Source organism: Prodigiosinella confusarubida (assembly GCF_002847015.1).
GTDB lineage: Bacteria > Pseudomonadota > Gammaproteobacteria > Enterobacterales > Enterobacteriaceae > Prodigiosinella > Prodigiosinella aquatilis.
Map to the genome: position 1 here is coordinate 3,619,163 of NZ_CP025085.1, position 21,090 is coordinate 3,640,252.

A 21,090-nucleotide genomic window follows, 5' to 3' on the forward strand; every position below is an offset into this window, starting at 1 on the left:
GTCCAACGGTCATCTGCCGTTGGACAACACTTATTCAAACATCAGAAAAACCTACTTTTAGCTAGGTTAACCCTCTATCCTGCCAGCCTTTATGTACAAAAAATTAGCTTTTACCCACAATATTGCGATGTAACGCAAATCAACGGTTGTTTCCCCACTACAATTTAGTTAATCATAGCAACGCGATACATAGGTATTTATGATGGCAGACGTTTCCTCCAACTTATTATCTTGGCACGCGATAAAAACAATCAGGTTAAACACCATCTTTGACCACTAACCCCAGATGTTCGCCACCGTGTCCGCTCTCTGCGGCTGGAGTGATGCAACCTATAAAATCGGGGCTCTTACAACCAATAGGAAGGATGTTGATGAAATCACTACTCAAAGCTTCAATTGCCGCTCTCGCGCTGGCCTTTAGCCTTTCCAGTCAGGCAGCAGATAAAACACTGATCGTTGCAACCGATACTGCGTTTGTACCGTTTGAGTTTAAACAGGGCGATAAATATGTTGGTTTTGATATCGATCTTTGGGATGCCATTGCCAAACAACTGAACCTGAGTTACACCCTAAAACCGATGGATTTCAGTGGCATCATCCCAGCATTACAAACCCGTAATATCGATCTTGCCCTGGCGGGTATCACTATTACGGAAAACCGCAAACAAGCCGTTGATTTCTCGGACGGTTATTACAACAGTGGTTTGATGGTGATGGTCAGCGCCGATAATCATGACATCAAAAGCGAAAAAGACCTGAATGGTAAAATTCTGGCAGTGAAAAGCGGCACCGGCTCGGTGGATTATGCCAAGGCCAATATCAAAACCAAAGATCTACGCCAGTTCCCGAACATCGATAACGCCTATCTGGAATTAGCCACCCATCGTGCTGACGCGGTGCTGCATGATACCCCTAACATCTTGTATTTCATCAAAACTGCCGGTAATGGTAAGTTTAAAGCGGTAGGCGAATCCATTAAGGCACAACAGTACGGCATTGCCTTCCCGAAAGGCAGCGAGCTGCGTGAAAAAGTAAACGGTGCGCTGAAAACCCTGCGTGAAAACGGTACTTATGCAGCCATCTATAAAAAATGGTTTGGCGTAGAACCTAAATAACCACCGTTTGTTGCTGGAGAAATTTAATGCAGTTTGATTGGAGTGTCATCTGGCCGTCGATTCCCCTCTTGCTGGAGGGGGCAAAAATGACCCTGCTGATTTCAGTACTGGGTCTGTTCGGCGGGCTGGTTATTGGTGTGCTTGCGGGATTTGCCCGCGTCTACGGCGGTAGAGTGTCCAGCCATATCGCGCTGGTATTTATCGAAATTATCCGCGGTACGCCGATTGTTGTTCAGGTCATGTTCATCTATTTCGCATTGCCGATGATCCTGACGTCTATCCGCATCGACCCATTTTCTGCCGCGGTGGTGACCATCATGATTAACTCGGGAGCCTATATTGCGGAAATCACCCGTGGTTCTGTGCTGTCGATCCATAAAGGCTTCAGCGAAGCGGGTCTGGCGTTAGGCTTGTCCCGCCGCGACACACTGCGCCACGTCATCGCCCCGCTGGCGTTGCGCCGCATGTTACCGCCCTTGGGTAATCAATGGATTATCAGCATCAAGGATACTTCGCTGTTTATTGTTATCGGTGTGGCGGAACTGACCCGTGAAGGGCAGGAAATCATCGCCGGTAATTTCCGAGCCCTGGAAATCTGGAGTGCGGTAGCAGTGATTTACTTGATCATCACACTGACACTGAGCTTTATTCTGCGACGTCTGGAAAGAAAACTTAAAATTATATGATTGAATTTAAAAATGTTTCCAAACACTTTGGTCAGACAAAGGTTCTGCACGATATCGATCTGAAAATTGACCAAGGTGAAGTGGTCGTGATCATTGGGCCGTCAGGTTCCGGTAAATCCACGCTGTTACGCTGTATCAACAAGCTGGAAGAGATCACCAGTGGTGACTTGATTGTAGATGGTCTGCACGTCAATGATCCTCACGTGGATGAACGCCTGATCCGTCAGGAAGCGGGCATGGTATTTCAGCAGTTTTATCTGTTCCCACACCTGACGGCACTGGAAAATGTAGCGTTTGGACCCATCCGGGTGCGGGGAGCCAGCAAGGAAGAGGCTAAAAGGTCGGCCCTCGAATTGCTGGCTAAAGTCGGGCTGTCCGAACGCGCACATCACTATCCATCTGAACTTTCCGGCGGTCAGCAGCAACGAGTGGCGATTGCCCGTGCGTTGGCGGTGAAGCCCAAGCTGATGCTGTTCGATGAACCGACATCCGCGCTGGACCCGGAATTGCGTCATGAGGTGCTGACGGTAATGAAAGATCTGGCCGAGGAAGGGATGACCATGGTTATTGTGACGCACGAAGTGGGCTTTGCCCAGAAAGTGGCGTCACGCTTGATCTTCATTGATAAAGGTCGTGTTGCTGAAGATGGTGACCCGGAGACGCTGGTCGCCAACCCACCCAGCGACCGTCTGCGTGAATTCCTGCAGCACGTTTCCTGACCACATTCTTCCTCCTCGATATCCCCGCGCTCCTGCGGGGATATTTCGCTTTCGGCTTAACATTCTGATCTGAAGATATCGCTACAGCACAGATACTTTTATTCCGCCGTAGCCGGATATTCCTGTTGTATCACCTCGGCAAAATCACGACACATCACGTCATCGCCATGCAGATTATCTGCCAGTACCCGCTCACCATCCACCACCCGAATTCTGGCATTCAAATTAAAGTCCGCTGCTGGCTGAGGACGTTTTGCCGCCGCGGTGATAGTCGCTTCAGCCGCTTGCCAGACGTCATCCACTGTCTGGTTACAGACCGTCGCCAGATAATCCGGGTTAAATCCCTCACCAGTCAGGCTACGTAGGGTGTCGTCATGACTGACACTGTTACCCGGGTTCCAGTAATGTTGCGCCAGATCCGGACCAATTAGTGGATTGTCCGTCAGGTAACCATCGCGTTGCAGGAAGAAATGGCGCGTCTGTTCAACGGCCATCAATGCCAGCAAGTATCCCTGATACGAACAGGCGGACTCCATTGACAGCAAATGCGGGATCGCCAGCGTAGGACGTGGGCTGCCGTCGATGCCCAAAATACGCCGTTCCGTATCCCGCGCCAGCTCGGTAACCGCCTGCGGTGTGAGCTGGTCATCGTCCCAGGAATAGAGCTGCCATTCAAAATAGGGCACCAGCAGAATATGCCGCTCATTAAACGCTCGCATGGGTTGACGAGTGCGGATATCCGCCTGAATTAGCGCATCGGGAATCACATCGCCTTCAACATTAGTGGCGTAGCGCTTCAACCAGTCAGCATCCTGCAATAAGCTGTCGCAAAACATTGATTGTGTCTCGGCATACGCCATCGACGTTGGCGGAAACTCTTGAGAGAAACAGGGGGCATTCTGGCGAATATTGGCAAAATGCGCCGCATGCCCGCCTTCGTGAAATAACGTATTGATGCCATTCGCCCCACTGCCGATCTGGTCTGGTTTCGCCAGGCTGGTAAAGTTGATACGCGCTGGCACCCAGTGCCCTTGCTGAATAAACGGTGGCACCGGTTCGTGCATAAACCCGTTTTCATATTTGCCCTTGCGCACCAGCAGATCGAGCTGCATGTCGGCGCCGTTAAAACCGATGTGCAGACGTTTGAAACTGTTTACCCAACGTTCAAGTGATGCGGCAAACGGGAAGTAAGGATCAAGCTGGCGGGTTACATCCCCTGAACTGGTATAACGGACATTCCAGGGTTGTAATGCGTCTTCCCCGTTTTCCGCCGACAGTTGACGCAGACTACGCAGATTGGCGTCACGGGTTTGCGCTTCAAAGCGGTCCAGAATGGCAAAGAGTTGCTCCGCTGTCATACGCTCGGTCTTATTGACCTTGTAATCGAAGTAATTACGATAGCCCATCTGACGTGCGAAACGATTACGCAGGCTGACCAACGTTAAAAATCCATGCTGTAATAACCACTGCTCCAGATCGCGTAATGCCTGCTGTGAACTACGCCGAGAAGCTTCGTTATCGTTGGTGGCCTGATTGGTTAGCAACTCGCCCAATGAAGCCTCAACCCGCTCGCCTTCTTCATTCAGATGGGTCATCTCATAGGTTTTACGTTGAGAATACAGCGTATTTTCCGCTGAGATAAGTTCATCCAGCAGGGATTGTGCCTGAGGATCTTCAATCACATTACAATCGAAAAAACGATACCAACCGCGTAAGCCGTGTAACAACGCTGCGTTATCCACGGTATGCGGTGCCGCCTCCAGCGTGGCAATATGCGCACGCAATGTCGCCAATTGCTGTGGTTGTGAGATAAAACGCTTGTAGGCACTTTCCGCCTCGGCAAAACGAGCCGCCACATCGTCGTTGCCGGTTCCCATATAGTATTGCCAGAACAGATCTTCTTTAGTCTGGTGCACCGCAAGATAGTCGCGGTTCAGCGCATTGAAATAATCCACTACCTGTTGCATGACTAATCCTTCTCTTATTTTTTGCCGCTGAGGGAAATATTCACCTTCAGCCCAGTTGCTTTCTGATGGCGGAGGCGGCCTGCTCCATCGTGGATGCAGCCCCGCTTGCCACCAGGCAACAAGCCAGTTGCAGACGAATTGCCTGCGGTATGGCCTGTTCCCCCGCCAGGCATTGTGCCGTCCAGCGGGCTGTCGTCTCGGCGTCTTTTGTGGCGGGCAGCGCATCGGCAGCCACCACGATATCCTGCCGCAATTGCAGTACCTGTTGCTGCTGATGGATAAAATGTATCTCCGGACAACGCTCGGGATGGGCGTAGACTTCCCCTTCCGTACCGTGCATCAACAACGCCCGTCCACCCATATTCTGAAAAAATGAGGCAACCCGTGTCACATATTCCGGATGAGACACACTGGCTAACCGAAGCGCCGCCCCTTCAGCAAACGGAGTCGCTATTTTCGCCAGCGTATGCGCACTGTTTCGCACCCCCATCCGCCAGCGGAAATTCAGTTGCCGTTCCATCGGCGGACACAGGACGGATACCGGCATAAACACGGGCTTCCCACTGTCCAGCCGCTTCTGCGCCTCTATGTTGTCCTTTACCGGCATCACCCCCAACTCATGCAGAATTTCCGCACTGGTCACCCGGGTAGGATCCTCACTAACGCCGTGGATCAGCACCGGGAAACCGAGCTTTGATAGTAGTAACGCCAGCAATGGCGTCAGACAGGCCTGCTTGCGCGCGCCGTTATAGCTGGGAATCACGATGGGTGGTAATCGCTGCGCGGGAGGGTTCAAATGCAGAGTCTGCTCACACATTGCTTGATAAAAACCACGCATCTCGGCGTCTGACTCCCCTTTGATACGAAACGCGATCAATAATCCCCCCAACACCAGTTCAGGAACCTGATCGTTGAGCATCTCACGGTAAAGTTCGTAGGCGGTAGTCTGGTCTATATCCCGGGCGTGCTGTTTGCCGCGCCCGACTTCTTTGATAATTTTAGTGAAATCCATGATGCGTCTCATCACTAATACGGTAGTCAATCGGCTAACTGCGAAAATACCATGTTTTTATTTGATCCGTGTCACCAAAGCCATTATTATCGCCCGCGCATTAATAACAACCTATTAACGATTTATCTTTTATGCGTATTTCGCCACGCTGATCCATCCTTTTTTACAAACTGTACACCCACACGTAACCATTTTGCGCGCAACATGCGCCTGTCGCCGATGAATCGGCGCCAACCGACAGACCAGTCGGTGTATTGATAATCGCTTTATTAACCAACAAGGCCTTATGACTATGTTGTTGTCTTCAAACCGCCAGGACTGGCTTGGCAATATCCGTGGCGATATTCTGGCGGGTATCGTTGTTGCTCTGGCGTTGATTCCAGAATCCATTGCCTTTTCCATTATTGCTGGTGTTGACCCTAAAATCGGGCTATATGCCGCATTCTGCATCACTATCGTGATCGCGTTCATTGGTGGCCGTCCCGGCATGATTTCTTCCGCTACCGGCGCCATGGCGCTACTGATGGTCACGCTAGTGAAAGAACATGGACTGGAATACCTGTTTGCCGCGACGCTGCTGGCGGGTATGCTGCAAGTTCTGGCCGGTTATCTGAAGCTGGGCAGTCTGATGCGCTTCGTCTCTCATTCGGTGATTGTCGGGTTTGTGAACGCACTGGCTATCCTGATTTTCATGGCCCAGCTACCTGAACTGACGCATGTTGGCTGGCCGGTTTATGCCATGACAGCGCTGGGACTCGCCATTATTTATCTCTTCCCCTTTATCACCCGTAGCATCCCATCTCCGCTGGTTTGCATTATCGTGTTGACGATCCTGTCACTCAGCCTGGGGCTGGATATTCGAACCGTGGGCGATATGGGCCAGCTACCGGATACACTGCCGGTTTTCGCCCTGCCGGATATCCCGGTAAACCTGCACACATTGGCGGTGATTTTCCCTTATTCCGCAGGGTTGGCCGCGGTCGGGCTACTGGAATCGATGATGACGTCCACCATCGTTGATGAGATGACCGACACGTCCAGCGATAAAAACCGGGAATGCAAAGCTCAGGGAATTGCCAACATGGTGACGTCACTGATGGGCGGAATGGCGGGTTGCGCCATGATTGGTCAGTCGGTGATTAATATTAAATCCGGTGGACGTGGACGCCTCTCGACGCTGACCGCTGGTGTCTTCCTGTTGTGTCTGGTCATGTTTCTGCGCGACTGGGTATCCCACATTCCGATGGCTGCACTGGTTGCCGTCATGATCATGGTATCCATCAGCACTTTTTCCTGGCGTTCCATCCGTGACCTGCGGACACATCCGGTTTCCACCAGCGTGGTGATGCTGACCACCGTCACGGTTGTAGTGACAACCCATAATCTAGCCTATGGCGTTCTGGTTGGTGTATTGATTGCGGGGATTAATTTCGCCAACAAAGTGGCTCAGTTTATGCTGGTAGACAGCGTTGTTTCAGAAAATACCCGACATTATCAGGTTAAAGGACAGTTGTTCTTCGCTTCTGCTGAACGATTTGCCAATAGTTTTGATTTTAATGACAGCATTAATCACATCGTTATCGATTTGCACCATGCACACTGTTGGGACATCACATCCGTCAGCGCACTGGATAAAGTGGTCATGAAATTCAGACGCCTGGGCAAGCAGGTTGACGTCACCGGATTAAACACCGCCAGTGCTACGATTGTCGATAAATTCGCCATTCATGACAAACCCATCGACGCGACGAAACTACTGGAAGAGCATTAACGGACATCACTACTAAGTACGTCGTCTTTTCAGACACAACGGGCTACCAGGCAACGGGTAGCCTGTTTACGCATCGGCTTCACCCTCTTCCGGCATATCGCGCTGTTCAATTGGAAATACCGGCAACGCTGCCAGTAATTGTGCCCCATAACTTTTAGTCAGCAGACGACGATCGTAGATCACTATTTCGCCGAAACAATCATGACTGCGGATCAGTCGTCCCACCTGCTGGATCAATCTGAACGACGCACTCGGCAGACTCTGAACCACAAACGGATGGCGCTTCAGGCTTTTCAACCATTCGCCTTCGGTCAGGATCACCGGACTGTCAATCGGCGGAAAGGCTATCTTGTGAATATGCACTTGCGTTAACAGCTCACCTTTCAGATCCAGCCCTTCCGCAAAAGATTGTAGGCCGACCAGCACGCTGGTTTGCCCCTCTTCTACCCGCTGGCGATGCAGTTCCACCAATCGATAGCGAGGCTGGTCGCCCTGCACCAGCAGCATTAACCGCAAATCGGTCACTTGTATCAGAAACAGTTGCATAGCACGCTGGCTGGCAAACAGCATTAGCATGCCTTTATGGGTATTTTTTTGAAGTTCCGAGCGAAAAAAACGTGCCATTTCAGCAACATGTTGTGCTTCGCACGCCATCAGCGGCTCATAGCGCATTTTAGGGATCACTAACCGACCTTGCTCACGGTGATTAAACGGCGAATCCAGGGCAATAAACGTATCCCCCTCTTCTTCACTCAGCCCCGACAGCTCTTGCAAACGGGTAAAACTGTTCAGTGAGCGCAGCGTCGCCGAGGTCATCACGACATGAGAAAGATTGCGCCACAGTAATCGGTCAAGCTGGTCGCAAACACGGATCCCAGCACAATGCAGATAAAGATGCGGCTGGCCGTCCCACATCTCGCGGACAATCCACTTGGAAACCGGCGCATTGGAAGATTGCTCCAGCGCCGCCAGACGCCATAATTTACTCACCGTTTCCAGATAATTCAGGATCCGGCTCATCCGCAACATGGTGTGGTGTAATCGCACTATATCGTGCTGGCCGGTTTTTTCGCCCAGATCATTGAGCATGTACTCTGCCAGTCCGCGCAGACTGTCGGTCAGCTTGAACAGGCGGGAGCAGACATCGCTCATTTCTTCCGGCAATTTTCCCATTGGGAAACGATAATCCGCCGATACGTTGTCGACGGGCAGGAACGACACGCACATCTGCTCAAATATCTGCATCCGTTCCCGCACTTCACCACAATGCGCTAACAGCCGTTCGGCGTTAGCCAACCGAGGCGGCGATTTCGGCGCAAACTGTACCATGCAGATGCCCATTTGTTGCACCAGCTGTTCCAACTGGTACTGAGTCACGCTGTGGGTAATATCAGCGGATACTTCTAATGCATCCCGTGCAACATCAGGCACGTGATGCCCTTCATCCAATACCAGTAACAGATTTTTGGCGCTGGGTAACACCGAATCACTTTCCATCGCCGCCATCACCAAGGCATGATTGGTGACTACCACATCAGCCTCTTCAATCTCACGCCGGGCGATAAAAAACGGGCATTCGCGGAAATAGTGACAGTTACGCCCCAGACAGTTCGCCTTATCAGTGCTGAGCCTGGCCCACAGCCCATCAGCTATCGATGCCTGATAATGATCCCGAAGTCCGTCCCAGGTATGACTCTGCAAGGCTTTTGCCAGTTTTGTGCAGATGGCCTGTTCTTCGCGACTGGAAGGAACCCGTTCATCATCCAGAAACAGGGTTAAATCCCCTTGTGCATCGACATCCGTCGCCATGACCGCCAGATTACGTGGACAGATATAACGTCCCCGACCAAACGCCGCCGTAAATTTCAAGTCGGGAATGAACGACTTCAGCAGCGGTAAATCCTTGCTAAAAAGCTGATCCTGTAGTGCGACATTGGCCGTACTGACCACCAGCGTTTTCAGTTCAGACCGACCGACCGCGATGCCTGGAATCAGGTATGACAGGGTTTTCCCCACCCCAGTCGGCGCTTCGATGACTAAATGGCGCGGATAATCGCCCGCCAGCGCTTTAGCCACTTCAGCTATCATCTGTCGCTGTGGAGTACGGGAAACAAAATCCGGAATTTGCTGCTGCAATGCCTTATACCATTGGCCGATCTGCAGTTTTAACGCGGGGGAAAGGGCCATGCCTGCTCAATATCAGTTAATTCAGCAGGCATTGTCCCACAGACGGCAGGTAATACGCCACTTTCGTTATGGAAGCGCAGGTTTACACCACGTCTTTACCACCGTGGATGATACGAATTCAAGAAACCGACAGCGGCAGTTTGCTTGTATCACCAGCGGAAGGCTTTATAATCCAGAGGAATTAACGAAAGGATAACCTGATGAGTTTAAGCAAGCTGGGTATGATCGGGCTATTTGCCCTGTGTGCATTGAGTGGTATTGGTGGCGTCATGCTGGTGGGTTATATCATTATTGTTCACAGCAACTGACCATACGATAACGGCAGACTCGTGTCTGAGGGGAAAAACTATTCAACCGCTATTGCCCCTGTACCATCATTCCCTGATGGCGTTTCCCGACCCCATCACGGTGGTCAGGAAACGGAATTGATGAAGGCATTAACGCCAAGAAAGGTGTTAATGCAAGGTAAGGTGTTAAAGCAAGGTAAAGTGCTGTGTTTTCACCCGTTCTGAATCCACGCCAATCATGACATCAAATCGGCCCGGCTCCACAACATGCTGCATTTTCGCGTTATAGAACATCAAGTCTTTAGGCGAGAGTGTAAAGCTGACGGTTTTTTCTTCTCCCGGTTGCAGCATCACCCGTTGAAATCCTTTCAGTTCTTTTACCGGACGGCTAACCGAAGCCACCACATCATGTAAATACAGCTGGATGACGGTTTCTCCTGCGCGTTTACCGGTATTTTTCACTGTCACTGACGCGGTTAATGTTCCGTCGCGTTTCATGATCGGGCTGGAAAGCCGGATTGCCGACACGTCAAACGTGGTGTAACTCAGGCCATAGCCAAATGGATAGAGCGGGCCATTGGCTTCATCATAATAATGCGAGGTGTACTTACCCGGATTCTCCGGCGTATAAGGACGTCCGGTTGGCAGGTGATTATAGTAAATCGGAATCTGCCCTACGGAACGCGGAAAGGATATCGGCAGTCTGCCGGACGGGTTGTAGTCGCCAAACAACACATCTGCAATCGCGTTCCCGCCTTCCGTCCCGCTGAACCAGGTTTCCAGCAATGCGTTTGCCTGCTGATTTTCACGTACCAGCGCCAAAGGGCGGCCATTCATCAGCACCAGCACCAGGGGTTTACCCGTTGCTTTCAACGCGGTGATTAATGCTTCCTGACTATCAGGAATAGTAATATTGGAACGGCTGGAGGCTTCATGCGCCATGCCTTGCGCCTCACCCACTACCGCAACCACGATATCAGACTGTCTGGCCACGCTCACCGCTTCTTCAATCATCGCCTGGGGCGTGCGGCGATCTACCGTCACCGCAGGTTCATACTGATTCAGGAAATCAATAATCCCTTTATGATTACTGATGTTGGCACCTTTGGCATACAGAATATGGGCCTTATCGCCTACGGCGTTTTTAATCCCCTGATATACCGTTACCGACTGTCGGGCAACGCCAGCTGCCGACCAACTGCCCATAATGTCGCGTTTACTGTCCGCCAACGGCCCGATCACCGCAATCGTACCGGTTTTTTTCAGTGGCAGAATATTAAGCCGGTTTTTCAGTAAAACCAGACTTTCGCGCGCCACTTTCCGTGCCGCCAGACGATGCAGACGGCTTTCCGCATTAGTATCCACCGGGTCGGAACCTACTGGCCCAAGGTGACGATATGGGTTCTGAAACAACCCCATGTCGTATTTCATATTCAGCACTTTCCGACAGGCCGCCTCGACATCTTTTTCACTTACCGCACCGCTTTTTACCAATCCCGGCAAGTAACGACCAAAATATTCATCACTCATGCTCATATCGATACCGGACGTAATGGCAATACGCGAGGCATCGCGCGCATCCGCCGCCACCCCGTGTTTAATCAGTTCTTTGATGGCGCCATGATCGCTGATTGTGACGCCGTTAAAATGCCACTGATCGCGTAGTACATCTTTCATCAGCCAGCGATTGGAGGTAGCCGGTACGCCATTGATGGAGTTGAGTGCGATCATGACCCCGCCGCTCCCCGCATCAATCGCAGCCTTATACGGCGGCATATAATCCTGGAACATGCGCTGCAAGCTCATGTCCACCGTGTTATAGTCGCGGCCACCTTCGACTGCGCCATACAGGGCGTAATGTTTAACACTGGTCATCAGGGAGTGCCGGCCCGTAAGATCGTCGCCCTGAAAAGCTTTCACCATCACACGGGCAATTTCACTGGTCAGCCAGGTATCCTCGCCAAAGCCTTCGGATACTCGCCCCCAGCGTGGGTCACGGGTAATATCCACCATCGGCGCCCAGGTCATGTTCAGACCATCTTCAGTCGCCTCATAGGCTGCTGTACGCCCAGTCAGCGCGATGGCATCCATATCCCAGGAAGAGGCCAACCCCAGCGCGATAGGGAAAATGGTACGCTGACCATGTACTACGTCATAAGCAAAAAACAGTGGAATCTTCAGGCGACTGAGCTGCATAGCCTGATCCTGCATCTGCCGGATATCGTGGCGAGTGACAGTATTAAAGATGCCACCCACTTGCCCGTGTCGAATCATTTCACGAATGGCTGCCTTCGGGTTATCCGCTCCCACGCTGATTAACCGCAGCTGGCCGATTTTTTCTTCCAGCGTCATTCTTTTCAGCAAATCGGTTACAAAAGCATCACGTTGTTGATGCGAAGTTAACACCACCGTAGGTGGTGTTGTGACCAACGGTTGGGCAGCAACAGCATTACCGGCAAGCCCGATTACAATCGTCAGTGAAGTAAGCCATTTCATTATTTTTTCGTACTCAATCAATCCCTTGTTTCTGGCGATATCACCAAAACACGGCATAAAAGTTGGTGGGACAGGTCAGTTAATGTGCCATAACCCTGAAGTGGCAAGAAGAGTGTTCACCCTCCACATGCCATTGTTGTGATGTACCACAGAATACATCGCACATCATGATAATGATTTTCAGACAAGAAATTGACTTAAAAGTGAAAGAATTATGCAAGTTGCTGCACAAATGACCATGATCACCGGGTGAAGTGACATCACGCCACATTACGATCAGGACATTATTAGCAGGGCCGATAGCAGTATGACGTTGATGGTGGAGGCAAGCACCCGGCCTTGGCCGGCCGGGCGCAGGAGAGTGGCTAATTGGCAGAACACACTATAATGCAGCAGCAGTCAACGCTTTATCCAGCGAACCGACCAGCCAGTCGATATCTTGTTCCTGAAACGCCAACGGTGGGCGCAGCTTCAATACGTTACCATACGGTCCGGCAACTGATGTCAGCACATGATCGGTTCGCAAACGTTCAATCACATCCAGCGCCAACGCTTTGTTCGGTGTTTTTGCATCACGGTCGCTGACCAGTTCAAAACCGATGAACAACCCGGCGCCACGCACATCCCCGACACTCGAGTGCCGTTGTGCCAATAGAGCCAGTTCGCGACGTAGTTTTTCCCCGACGTTTTTGCTGTGCGCCTGCAATTTCTCTTCTCGGATAACCTGTAACACCGCCTGTGCGGCAGCAATCGACACCGGGTTCCCCCCGAACGTATTGAAATAAGGAATCTCATCACTGAACGCCGCCAGTACGTCCGGTCTGGCCAACAGTGCTGAGACGGGAATACCGTTACCCATCGGTTTTCCCATCGTGATGATGTCCGGCACGATGCCGTGGCGGGCAAAACCCCAGAAAGCGTCCCCGGTCCGGGCGAAGCCAGGTTGCACTTCGTCAGCGATGAAAATACCGCCATTAGCGTGCACCACATCGACAGCCGGCTGCAAATAACCTATCGGCGCTGGCAGTACGCCATCTGATGAAAAAATGGAGTCGGCCAGAAAGCCGGCAAATTTAATACCGTGTGCCGCCATGTCATCAATCTGCTTTTGAATTTCGTTAGCAAACCAGATGCCAAGGTCAGGAGCATCGACCCGATAACGATCCGGGGCCGGAACCAGCCGGGTTGTTGCCGCCAACGGCTGACCGCTGCCCAACGCCGGTGAAGCACCTGATGTAAGCTCACTGGTCCCGTGGTAGGCTTCCTGACTGACAATGATTCCCGTACCACCGCTATAGGCGCGGGCGACACGAATAGCCAGGTCGTTGGCTTCCGACCCGGTACACATGTACATCGCTTTGGTGATTTCCGCTGGTACTGTCGTCAGTAAATCCTCGGTGTAATCCAGGATACGTTCATGCAGATAACGGGTATGCGTATTGAGCTGGCTCATCTGTTGGTGCACTGCGGCGATAACGGCAGGATGGCAGTGTCCGATACTGGCCACATTGTTATACACATCCAGATATTTATCGCCAGCAGCATCCCACAAATATTGCCCTTCTCCTCGCACCAGATGCACGGGGTTACGATAAAACAGGCGATAGGAGTCTCCCAGCACCCGACTACGTTTATCAGTAAGTTTACGAACATCCTGACTCAACGCATCGGCATGTTCGGCTCGAAAGCTGTTGGTATCCATAATGGTTGAACGTGTTGCCATGATGACTCCTGTCTAGAAGATGAATAAAAAACCCAGGATGGGTCCTGCCAGCGGGTTATCGGGTATATGCCCGGGTGGCAATACTGCCTATCACCATACAACAAAAACAATAAAATACACAAATACAAAAATAAGCACTAATAATCTGCAAAAAAAACCCACAAAAAAACTTATTTACACGCTGAAACCAAAATACTCATAGCACAATAAAAAATCTCAATTTATTGTTTTTTAACTTAAAAATAAATCAAATACTTACCTCGAAGCCGAAAATATCAGTGCCCTCACCAAGCGACAAGCACAAAAATACACATTTATGCAATAATTTATCCACCCATCATCGTTGAACTTGCCGGTATAATGACACTGGGACACCCAGGGACATCATGAAACAGAACACCAATAAACCTGACCCTAACGAGGTTTGTTATCTGTTACACACGATCATGCAAGCTTCGAAGATTTCATTCCAAGAGTGAGACTCATGCTAGAAGAAACCCGTCTACACCGTATCCGCGCCCTGCTGTCCACGTTAAACCGGGTCAGTACGGAGCAAATTATTCAGCATCTTGGCGTTTCCAGAGAAACGGTACGACGGGATATTCTTAAACTGGAAGCCCTGGGCGGACTGCGGCGGGTTCATGGCGGTATCGTGGCTACAGATAGCTCGCCAGAACCCCCGCTTGCCATACGTAATGCTGTGCGCGCCAAAGAAAAACACGCCATTGCCCGCGCTGCGGTACAACAATTGCAGGCTGGACAAACCCTCTTCATTGATGCAGGCAGTACGACATCGCTGCTGGCTGATGAATTACTGTCGATGCCCGGCATGACAATTATCACCAACAGTCTGAACATTGCGCTTACCTTAAGTGCGGTCGACTCAGACAACCTGTTGCGCCATGACGTTATTTTGCTCGGCGGGCATATGGGCCCGTCAATGCAGGCAACCAGCGGTGCACTGACCGTCAGTGAAATTCAGCGCTATCGCGCCGATGTCGCGTTACTGTCCCCCGTCGGCATTGCCAGTCAGTCCGGCGCCAGTAGTTTTGCCCACCATGAGGCTGAGGTTGCAGGGGCGATGGCGCATCATGCCAAAACGCGGATTATTCTGGCCGATCACAGCAAGATTGGCGTTACCAGTCGTATTATTTACGCCCCTATAAGCGATATCGACATGATTATTAGCGATGAAGCCGCCACCGATAGCAGCGACTGGGAATTACTACAGGTTGCCTGCGGACATGTCATCCTGGCGTGAACACCGTTATAAACGAATGGCGCTGACGCCGTGGTTATCTCCACGGTCGGGATGTCAGCTAACGTTTTTCGTGCTAAAGATAAGGTATGGATAACAGAAGGAGGATAAGAGATGTACCAGTTGTATATTGCAAACAAGAACTATTCATCATGGTCACTGCGCCCCTGGATCATGCTCAAAGCGTTGGAAGTTCCCTTTGAAGAAAAATTGGCTCCTTTTTCTCCCGGGCTTACACAACCTGCCTTCAAAACCTTTTCACCCACCGGTAAAGTGCCTTGCTTAATTGATGGTGATACCACGGTGTGGGACTCACTGGCGATTATCGAATATCTGGCCGAACATCATCCAGGCGTCTGGCCGACTGACGCCGCGGCCCGCACCTGGGCACGTTGTGCAGCGGCAGAAATGCATTCCGGGTTTAATGCTATACGCAACCAGTGCTCGATGAGTTGCGGCGTGCGGATCAAACTACATGACATCACGCCTGAACTGAAAAATGACCTGACACGCCTGAATACGCTGTGGAAAGAAGGGCTCTCCCGCTTTGGCGGTCCATTCCTGGCGGGCAAACAATTCAGTGCGGTCGATGCGTTTTTCGCGCCGGTGGTATTTCGCATCCAGACCTACAGCCTGCCACTGGAACCGGAGGTGGAAAATTACTACCGCCATATGCTGAGACATCCAGCCATGCGTATCTGGATGGAACAGGCATTGTCAGAGCCCTGGAGGGAAGCGACTCATGAGGAAGAAATCACCCGTTTTGGGGATATCACGCTAGATCTCAGGGTTCCGGTGTAACACACCGCAGATCATCAATACTGTTTCTTCTCAAGCCGGTCATCCGGGAAATACAAGTCAAACTGCACTTCCCGTGACCCGGCTAGTTCAAATCCCTTGTCCCTTGCCCATTACTCTGTCGCTGTTAACGCCATGTCGATTGTTTCTGCGTCATGAGGCTCACGCGACGCCAGGGCTCTCTCCCTTTTATAACTCAGCGCAGCTGCCGGCACAGCACTGACCTTCCCGGTTTCCAGCCAGTTACGCAGACGATTGGCATCCGCGAAATGCGTATATTTTCCATACGCATCCAGTACCACCAGTGATACCGGACGATGGTTGATTACCGTACGCATTGCCAAACAATGACCTGCTTGATTGGTAAACCCGGTCTTCGTCAGCTGGATATCCCAGTCAGACCGATAAACCAGATGGTTGGTATTGCGAAACGGCAAGGTATAAGTCGGATGAGAAAACGTCTCCATTTTTTCGTGAGTAGTACTCAGTTGACTCAGTAGTGGGTACTGTCGGGAGGCAATCAGCAGCTTGGTCAAATCCCGGGCAGTGGAAACGTTATTGATCGACAGCCCCGTCGGTTCTACATAATGCGTGTGAGTCATTCCCAATGCTTTGGCTTTGGCATTCATTGCCGCAATAAAAGCCTGATAACCGCCACGATAATGATATGCCAAACTGGCTGCCGCACGGTTTTCAGAAGACATCAGCGCCAACAGCAACATATCATGACGACTGATTTCACTACCAAGACGCACACGGGAATACACGCCTTTCATCTCTTTCGTCTGGCTTATATTCACGGAAAGAAGCTCATCCAACGGCTGATTGGCATCCAGCACTACCAATGCCGTCATCAGTTTGGTGAGAGACGCAATGGGTACCACGACATCAGGATTACTGGAATACAGCACCTTGTTGTTACTCAAATCCACCACCATGGCACTGCCGGAGGCAATCTCCTGACGGGTAGCAGTATGCTGCACAACATGTTGCTTCGCCATTGCAGCGGGAAGCAGCAAGAATGACGAAGAAAGAAGCACCAGTCCCACGCAGGGATATTTAATTTTTTTGCTCATTATTCAACAACTTAAACAGTAAACTGTTAAATTAAAAAGGAGAGAACGCGGCATTATAATTGACCTATTTCCTCGGTGCACTCGAAGTAACCATAAAGCTTTGTGACAAAGTTTGACTGACGTTGAAAAACTGATTACCCAACCATAAAAATCGGTCTGTCCCCGGTTACTCACGCCATCCCGGATCCGCGTTCCTGTTGTAGCACCGTAAGCTGCATTCCTGCATCGTTAACGCCCTTGGGTGCACCGCATTGTAAACACATCAACTCTGGTTAATAATTTGTCGCAACAAAGCTCGTTTTTGCTTAACAATGGATAATGTTTATGCCCAATGAAAAAAACGCGTCAAACGTTCAACGACCGTTATTAACACTACCAGGCACGGCTGACAAATTACTGCTTCATTCCTGCTGTGCGCCTTGTTCAGGAGAAGTGATGGAAGCGCTGGCGACTTCAGGTATTGATTACACCATTTTTTTCTATAACCCTAATATTCATCCACAACGAGAGTATCTGATTCGCAAAGAAGAAAATATCCGTTTTGCCAAAAAGTATAGCGTGCCTTTTGTCGATGCGGACTACGATACCGATAACTGGTTTGAGCGGGCGACAGGTATGGAGTGGGAACCGGAACGGGGGATCCGCTGTACCATGTGTTTTGATATGCGTCTTGAGCGTACCGCGCTTTACGCACATGAACATGGCTTTAGCGCTATCGCCAGCTCATTGGGAATTTCGCGCTGGAAAAACATGCAACAGATCAACACCTGCGGGATGAACGCCACCCGGAAATATCCAGGAATGGTGTATTGGGATTATAACTGGCGTAAACAGGGTGGTTCAACCCGGATGATTGAAATTAGCAAACGAGAGCAATTTTATCAGCAAGAATATTGTGGTTGTATTTATTCATTACGCGACACAAATAAGCATCGAAAATCTCAGGGACGGGATATTATTCGCATCGGGAAACGGTATTATGGTGATGATTCAACATCATCCTGATAAAAATAATATCGAAAAAAAACGTCGCTTGATGTTAAAACAAGACTGCTCTATACAGAACAGCCCTGTTTTATATCACAAAATCAATAGCCAAGCAATTGTCGATAAGACTGATGCTCTATATTATCCAGCAATAGACCCAACCGTAATGCACAGTCTTGGCATTTTTCTCTGAGGAGATCCAACGCTGAATCATCTTCAGTCATACAAGATATTTCCACATAATGACCCAGTGATTCTATATAATCCATTGTAATATTGAATGTATCCAGAAAATAAATACTACGGGTTTTATTCAGCTCAAAAATAGGTTTGTAGCCTAACGTTCTAAGAATACTGTCAGTTATTTCAAAAGACTCGACATTAACGGCTTCACTTAACCCGGTACGTGGCCCCTTGACAATCCAGAGCTTAATTCCCGATGGTGCCATACGACGCAGGACCATACTGATATTTTGCTGCCGAAGTTTATTTTCTTCAGAATCATAATAAATATCATATTCTTTATTTTCAAAAACATAAGACTCAGGATGTTGGCTAAATAAACCCTCACGAAAAGTCACAATATCCTGAATGCGAAACTTTACTTCAACTTCATATTTCCCTCTGAAATACTCAGTCACTTTCACTCTCCACTATTGACTGCCGATCTGATACTACAAGCCATCAGGGAAAAGGATCGAACAATCATTTGAATGTTTCAACTAAAGTAGGGATAATAATATAATATTTCCGACCACACACAGGAACGTATATTATTATAGATAATCACTCTTATTTAACATAATAAAGTCAGATACATATTACAACGACATATTAGTACACATCTTAATGCATTTACTTGTTGGTTACTATCAGACAACTTACTGATAGCGCTATAAAATCAAATAGTAATCTTGTACCTTAAGCAAAAGGTGGTGTTTCCTCAATCATTTTATTTAATAAAAAATTCCCCCTTCACTAGTGTACAAACGAATGTATCCAATAAATTTCGAGTGGCAGTAGAGCAACAAAAAATCCTGATACGCTTACTCAAGTAAAGCTTGTCTCGTTCTACCCGTGTTTTGTCCATACGTTATGGATAAATGGACAGTAAAGATCAGCGCTTTTACCTGCTCCCCAGAAGGACATTATCAACGAAATTGCCCATTCGCTAATTATGTATAGATATGAAAGAGTGATAATACAATCTCTCCGACATTAATTTGCAAACCAGGTGCAAATAGCTGTGTAAATTTTCATTTCAGAGACGATCTGGGTTGCTGCCATGTTACTTACCTCATCCGGAAAATGTTGAAAACAGGCGAAACCCCACTTCAACAAGCAACATTAATAGCCTGCGCAATGGCCGCAGAGCGGTTCAATGACCGAATCTCACTAAACAACCCGGTTGCTTCTGCATATTCTTGGCGTAAATATCCCAGCCACTGTTTGATGCGGGCGACGTGATACATGCCGGTATCCCCTTGTTTCTCCAGCCGAACGTATTTTTGTAGTAGCGCCAACACCTGTGGCCATGGCATCCGAGGTTCATTATATTTAATCACCCGACCAAGATTGGGCACATTCAGTGCGCCACGACCAATCATCACCGCATCACAACCGGTTATTGTCATACACGCCTGTGCACTTTCCCAATCCCGAATGTCACCATTAGCGATCACTGGAATGCGCAGGCGCTGGCGAATTTCACCGATTGCCAGCCAGTTGATGCGATCAGAACGGTAGCCATCTTCTTTGGTGCGACCATGAACCGCCAGCTCACTGGCTCCCGCTTGCTGTACCGCGTCAGCAATCTCAAATCGTGCGTCACCGCTATCCCACCCCAAACGGACTTTCACTGTGACCGGCAAATGTTCAGGTACCGCGTCACGCATGGCTTTGGCGGCTTGATAAATCAGCTCGGGATCCTTTAACAACGTTGCTCCACCGCCACTGCCGTTCACCAATTTTGACGGACAGCCGCAGTTGAGATCAACACCCCAGGATCCTAACTCTACTGCCCGGGCAGCGTTCTCCGCCAACCACTGCGGATATTGTCCTAGCAGTTGTACCCGGACGGGTGTCCCGGAAGGCGTCTGGCTGGCGTGTTGTAGTTCCGGACAAATACGATAGAACGACTTTACTGGCAAGCGTTGGTCCACCACTCGCAAAAATTCGGTGATGCACAGATCATAGTCGTTCACTTCGGTAAGCAATTCCCGTACCAGGGAATCTAGCACACCTTCCATCGGGGCCAGTAAAACGCGCATAATTCAACTCAATCAATAACGGCAGGCAATGGTACTGTTGGTAGGCAAAACAACGCAATGGAAATAATGAGACAGGCACTTATCGGTTAAATGATGTTATTACCCTACTGTCTAACCGATTGACGACTTTGTACGATAATTATGCCATAAAATACGCCAGTAAAAACGGAGGGAGATAACTTGATTAGCAGAAAAAGTATCCACGTGGCTTTTGAGATAAGTTTACTTTTCAAGGCGGTGCTTGCCGTCTCTGAAATTGCCGCTGGCATTTTCACTTACTTTGTGTCAAAGCAATATATTCTCAATCTGGTGGAATCCATTACACACATCGAACTAACCGAAGATCCCCATGATGTTATAGCCACCTATTTGATGCATACCGCACATGGCCTATCCGTAACCAGTCAGATGTTCACTGCATTTTATCTATTAAGTCATGGAGTGATTAAACTGTGGCTCATCGGCGGGCTTTGGCGAAAAAAATTAAATTATTACCCGATTGCCATCGCCATATTCTGCATTCTCATTATTTATCAACTCTATCGATACAGTTTTACCCACTCGTGGCTATTACTGTTAATCAGTCTACTGGATGTTGTGGTTATTGGCTTGACATGGTTTGAGTACCAGAATTTGCGCTATTTATCGCCTGAAGAACAAAGATAATATATTGGGTAATGACGCTGACACACTACAGGAAAAACAGCCCAAATCTATATAGGCCGATTACCCATACAC

At 49.6% G+C, this 21,090-nt stretch carries 17 protein-coding genes; 9 read left to right on the forward strand and 8 right to left on the reverse strand.

Going from position 1 to position 21,090, the window contains the following annotated elements:
• Positions 1–371: 371 nt before the first annotated feature.
• From glnH to glnQ, 3 genes are read left to right on the forward strand one after another with little or no spacing between them, the layout of a single operon-like run.
• Positions 372–1,115, forward strand: a complete 744-nt coding sequence (glnH, locus tag CWC46_RS16555) for a glutamine ABC transporter substrate-binding protein GlnH (protein ID WP_021015440.1) — start codon at positions 372–374, stop codon at positions 1,113–1,115.
• Between the two features lie 26 nt (positions 1,116–1,141).
• Positions 1,142–1,801: a glutamine ABC transporter permease GlnP gene (gene glnP, locus CWC46_RS16560; protein ID WP_021015439.1), complete on the forward strand. Its 660-nt coding sequence runs from the start codon at positions 1,142–1,144 to the stop codon at positions 1,799–1,801.
• Positions 1,798–2,520, forward strand: a complete 723-nt coding sequence (gene glnQ, locus CWC46_RS16565) for a glutamine ABC transporter ATP-binding protein GlnQ (RefSeq protein ID WP_021015438.1) — start codon at positions 1,798–1,800, stop codon at positions 2,518–2,520. The genes glnP and glnQ overlap by 4 nt, the downstream gene beginning before the upstream one ends.
• A gap of 98 nt (positions 2,521–2,618) precedes the next feature.
• Here the strand turns inward: glnQ and CWC46_RS16570 are convergent, their stop codons facing one another.
• Both CWC46_RS16570 and ybiB read right to left on the reverse strand, forming a co-directional pair.
• Positions 2,619–4,487: a M3 family metallopeptidase gene (locus tag CWC46_RS16570; RefSeq protein WP_021015437.1), complete on the reverse strand. Its 1,869-nt coding sequence runs from the start codon at positions 4,485–4,487 to the stop codon at positions 2,619–2,621.
• A gap of 46 nt (positions 4,488–4,533) precedes the next feature.
• The gene (ybiB, locus tag CWC46_RS16575; RefSeq protein ID WP_021015436.1) at positions 4,534–5,499 is read right to left on the reverse strand and encodes a DNA-binding protein YbiB; all 966 of its coding nucleotides are present in this window, start codon (positions 5,497–5,499) and stop codon (positions 4,534–4,536) included.
• A 292-nt stretch (positions 5,500–5,791) separates the two neighbouring features.
• On the opposite strand from ybiB, the gene CWC46_RS16580 reads away from it, so the two are divergent.
• Entirely contained in the window at positions 5,792–7,270 is a 1,479-nt protein-coding gene (locus CWC46_RS16580) for a SulP family inorganic anion transporter (protein ID WP_021015435.1), read from the forward strand.
• Between the two features lie 66 nt (positions 7,271–7,336).
• Here CWC46_RS16580 and dinG read toward each other — a convergent pair whose 3' ends face one another.
• Complete coding sequence (dinG, locus tag CWC46_RS16585) at positions 7,337–9,457, reverse strand: ATP-dependent DNA helicase DinG (RefSeq protein ID WP_021015434.1); 2,121 nt, start codon at positions 9,455–9,457, stop codon at positions 7,337–7,339.
• A 200-nt stretch (positions 9,458–9,657) separates the two neighbouring features.
• On the opposite strand from dinG, the gene CWC46_RS23775 reads away from it, so the two are divergent.
• The gene (locus CWC46_RS23775; protein WP_021015433.1) at positions 9,658–9,765 is read left to right on the forward strand and encodes a hypothetical protein; all 108 of its coding nucleotides are present in this window, start codon (positions 9,658–9,660) and stop codon (positions 9,763–9,765) included.
• Positions 9,766–9,930: 165 nt separating this feature from the next.
• On the opposite strand, the gene bglX is transcribed toward CWC46_RS23775, so the two are convergent.
• Together bglX and CWC46_RS16595 are read right to left on the reverse strand one after the other, a co-directional pair.
• Complete coding sequence (bglX, locus tag CWC46_RS16590) at positions 9,931–12,240, reverse strand: beta-glucosidase BglX (protein WP_021015432.1); 2,310 nt, start codon at positions 12,238–12,240, stop codon at positions 9,931–9,933.
• 382 nt (positions 12,241–12,622) lie between these two features.
• The gene (locus CWC46_RS16595) at positions 12,623–13,963 is read right to left on the reverse strand and encodes an aspartate aminotransferase family protein (RefSeq protein ID WP_021015431.1); all 1,341 of its coding nucleotides are present in this window, start codon (positions 13,961–13,963) and stop codon (positions 12,623–12,625) included.
• 484 nt (positions 13,964–14,447) lie between these two features.
• On the opposite strand from CWC46_RS16595, the gene CWC46_RS16600 reads away from it, so the two are divergent.
• Together CWC46_RS16600 and CWC46_RS16605 are read left to right on the forward strand one after the other, a co-directional pair.
• Entirely contained in the window at positions 14,448–15,224 is a 777-nt protein-coding gene (locus CWC46_RS16600; protein ID WP_021015430.1) for a DeoR/GlpR family DNA-binding transcription regulator, read from the forward strand.
• 111 nt (positions 15,225–15,335) lie between these two features.
• Positions 15,336–16,022, forward strand: a complete 687-nt coding sequence (locus tag CWC46_RS16605; RefSeq protein WP_021015429.1) for a glutathione S-transferase family protein — start codon at positions 15,336–15,338, stop codon at positions 16,020–16,022.
• Between the two features lie 110 nt (positions 16,023–16,132).
• Here CWC46_RS16605 and pbpG read toward each other — a convergent pair whose 3' ends face one another.
• Complete coding sequence (gene pbpG, locus CWC46_RS16610; protein ID WP_021015428.1) at positions 16,133–17,095, reverse strand: D-alanyl-D-alanine endopeptidase; 963 nt, start codon at positions 17,093–17,095, stop codon at positions 16,133–16,135.
• A gap of 324 nt (positions 17,096–17,419) precedes the next feature.
• Between pbpG and CWC46_RS16615 the strand changes: the two genes are divergently transcribed.
• Positions 17,420–18,100: an epoxyqueuosine reductase QueH gene (locus CWC46_RS16615; protein ID WP_037380815.1), complete on the forward strand. Its 681-nt coding sequence runs from the start codon at positions 17,420–17,422 to the stop codon at positions 18,098–18,100.
• A gap of 83 nt (positions 18,101–18,183) precedes the next feature.
• On the opposite strand, the gene cyaB is transcribed toward CWC46_RS16615, so the two are convergent.
• Complete coding sequence (cyaB, locus tag CWC46_RS16620) at positions 18,184–18,723, reverse strand: class IV adenylate cyclase (protein ID WP_021015425.1); 540 nt, start codon at positions 18,721–18,723, stop codon at positions 18,184–18,186.
• A gap of 693 nt (positions 18,724–19,416) precedes the next feature.
• A complete protein-coding gene (gene dusC, locus CWC46_RS16625) occupies positions 19,417–20,352 on the reverse strand; it encodes a tRNA dihydrouridine(16) synthase DusC (protein ID WP_021015424.1) in 936 nt (311 codons plus the stop codon).
• Positions 20,353–20,532: 180 nt separating this feature from the next.
• On the opposite strand from dusC, the gene CWC46_RS16630 reads away from it, so the two are divergent.
• The gene (locus CWC46_RS16630) at positions 20,533–21,018 is read left to right on the forward strand and encodes a DUF2127 domain-containing protein (protein ID WP_021015423.1); all 486 of its coding nucleotides are present in this window, start codon (positions 20,533–20,535) and stop codon (positions 21,016–21,018) included.
• Positions 21,019–21,090 lie beyond the last annotated feature (72 nt).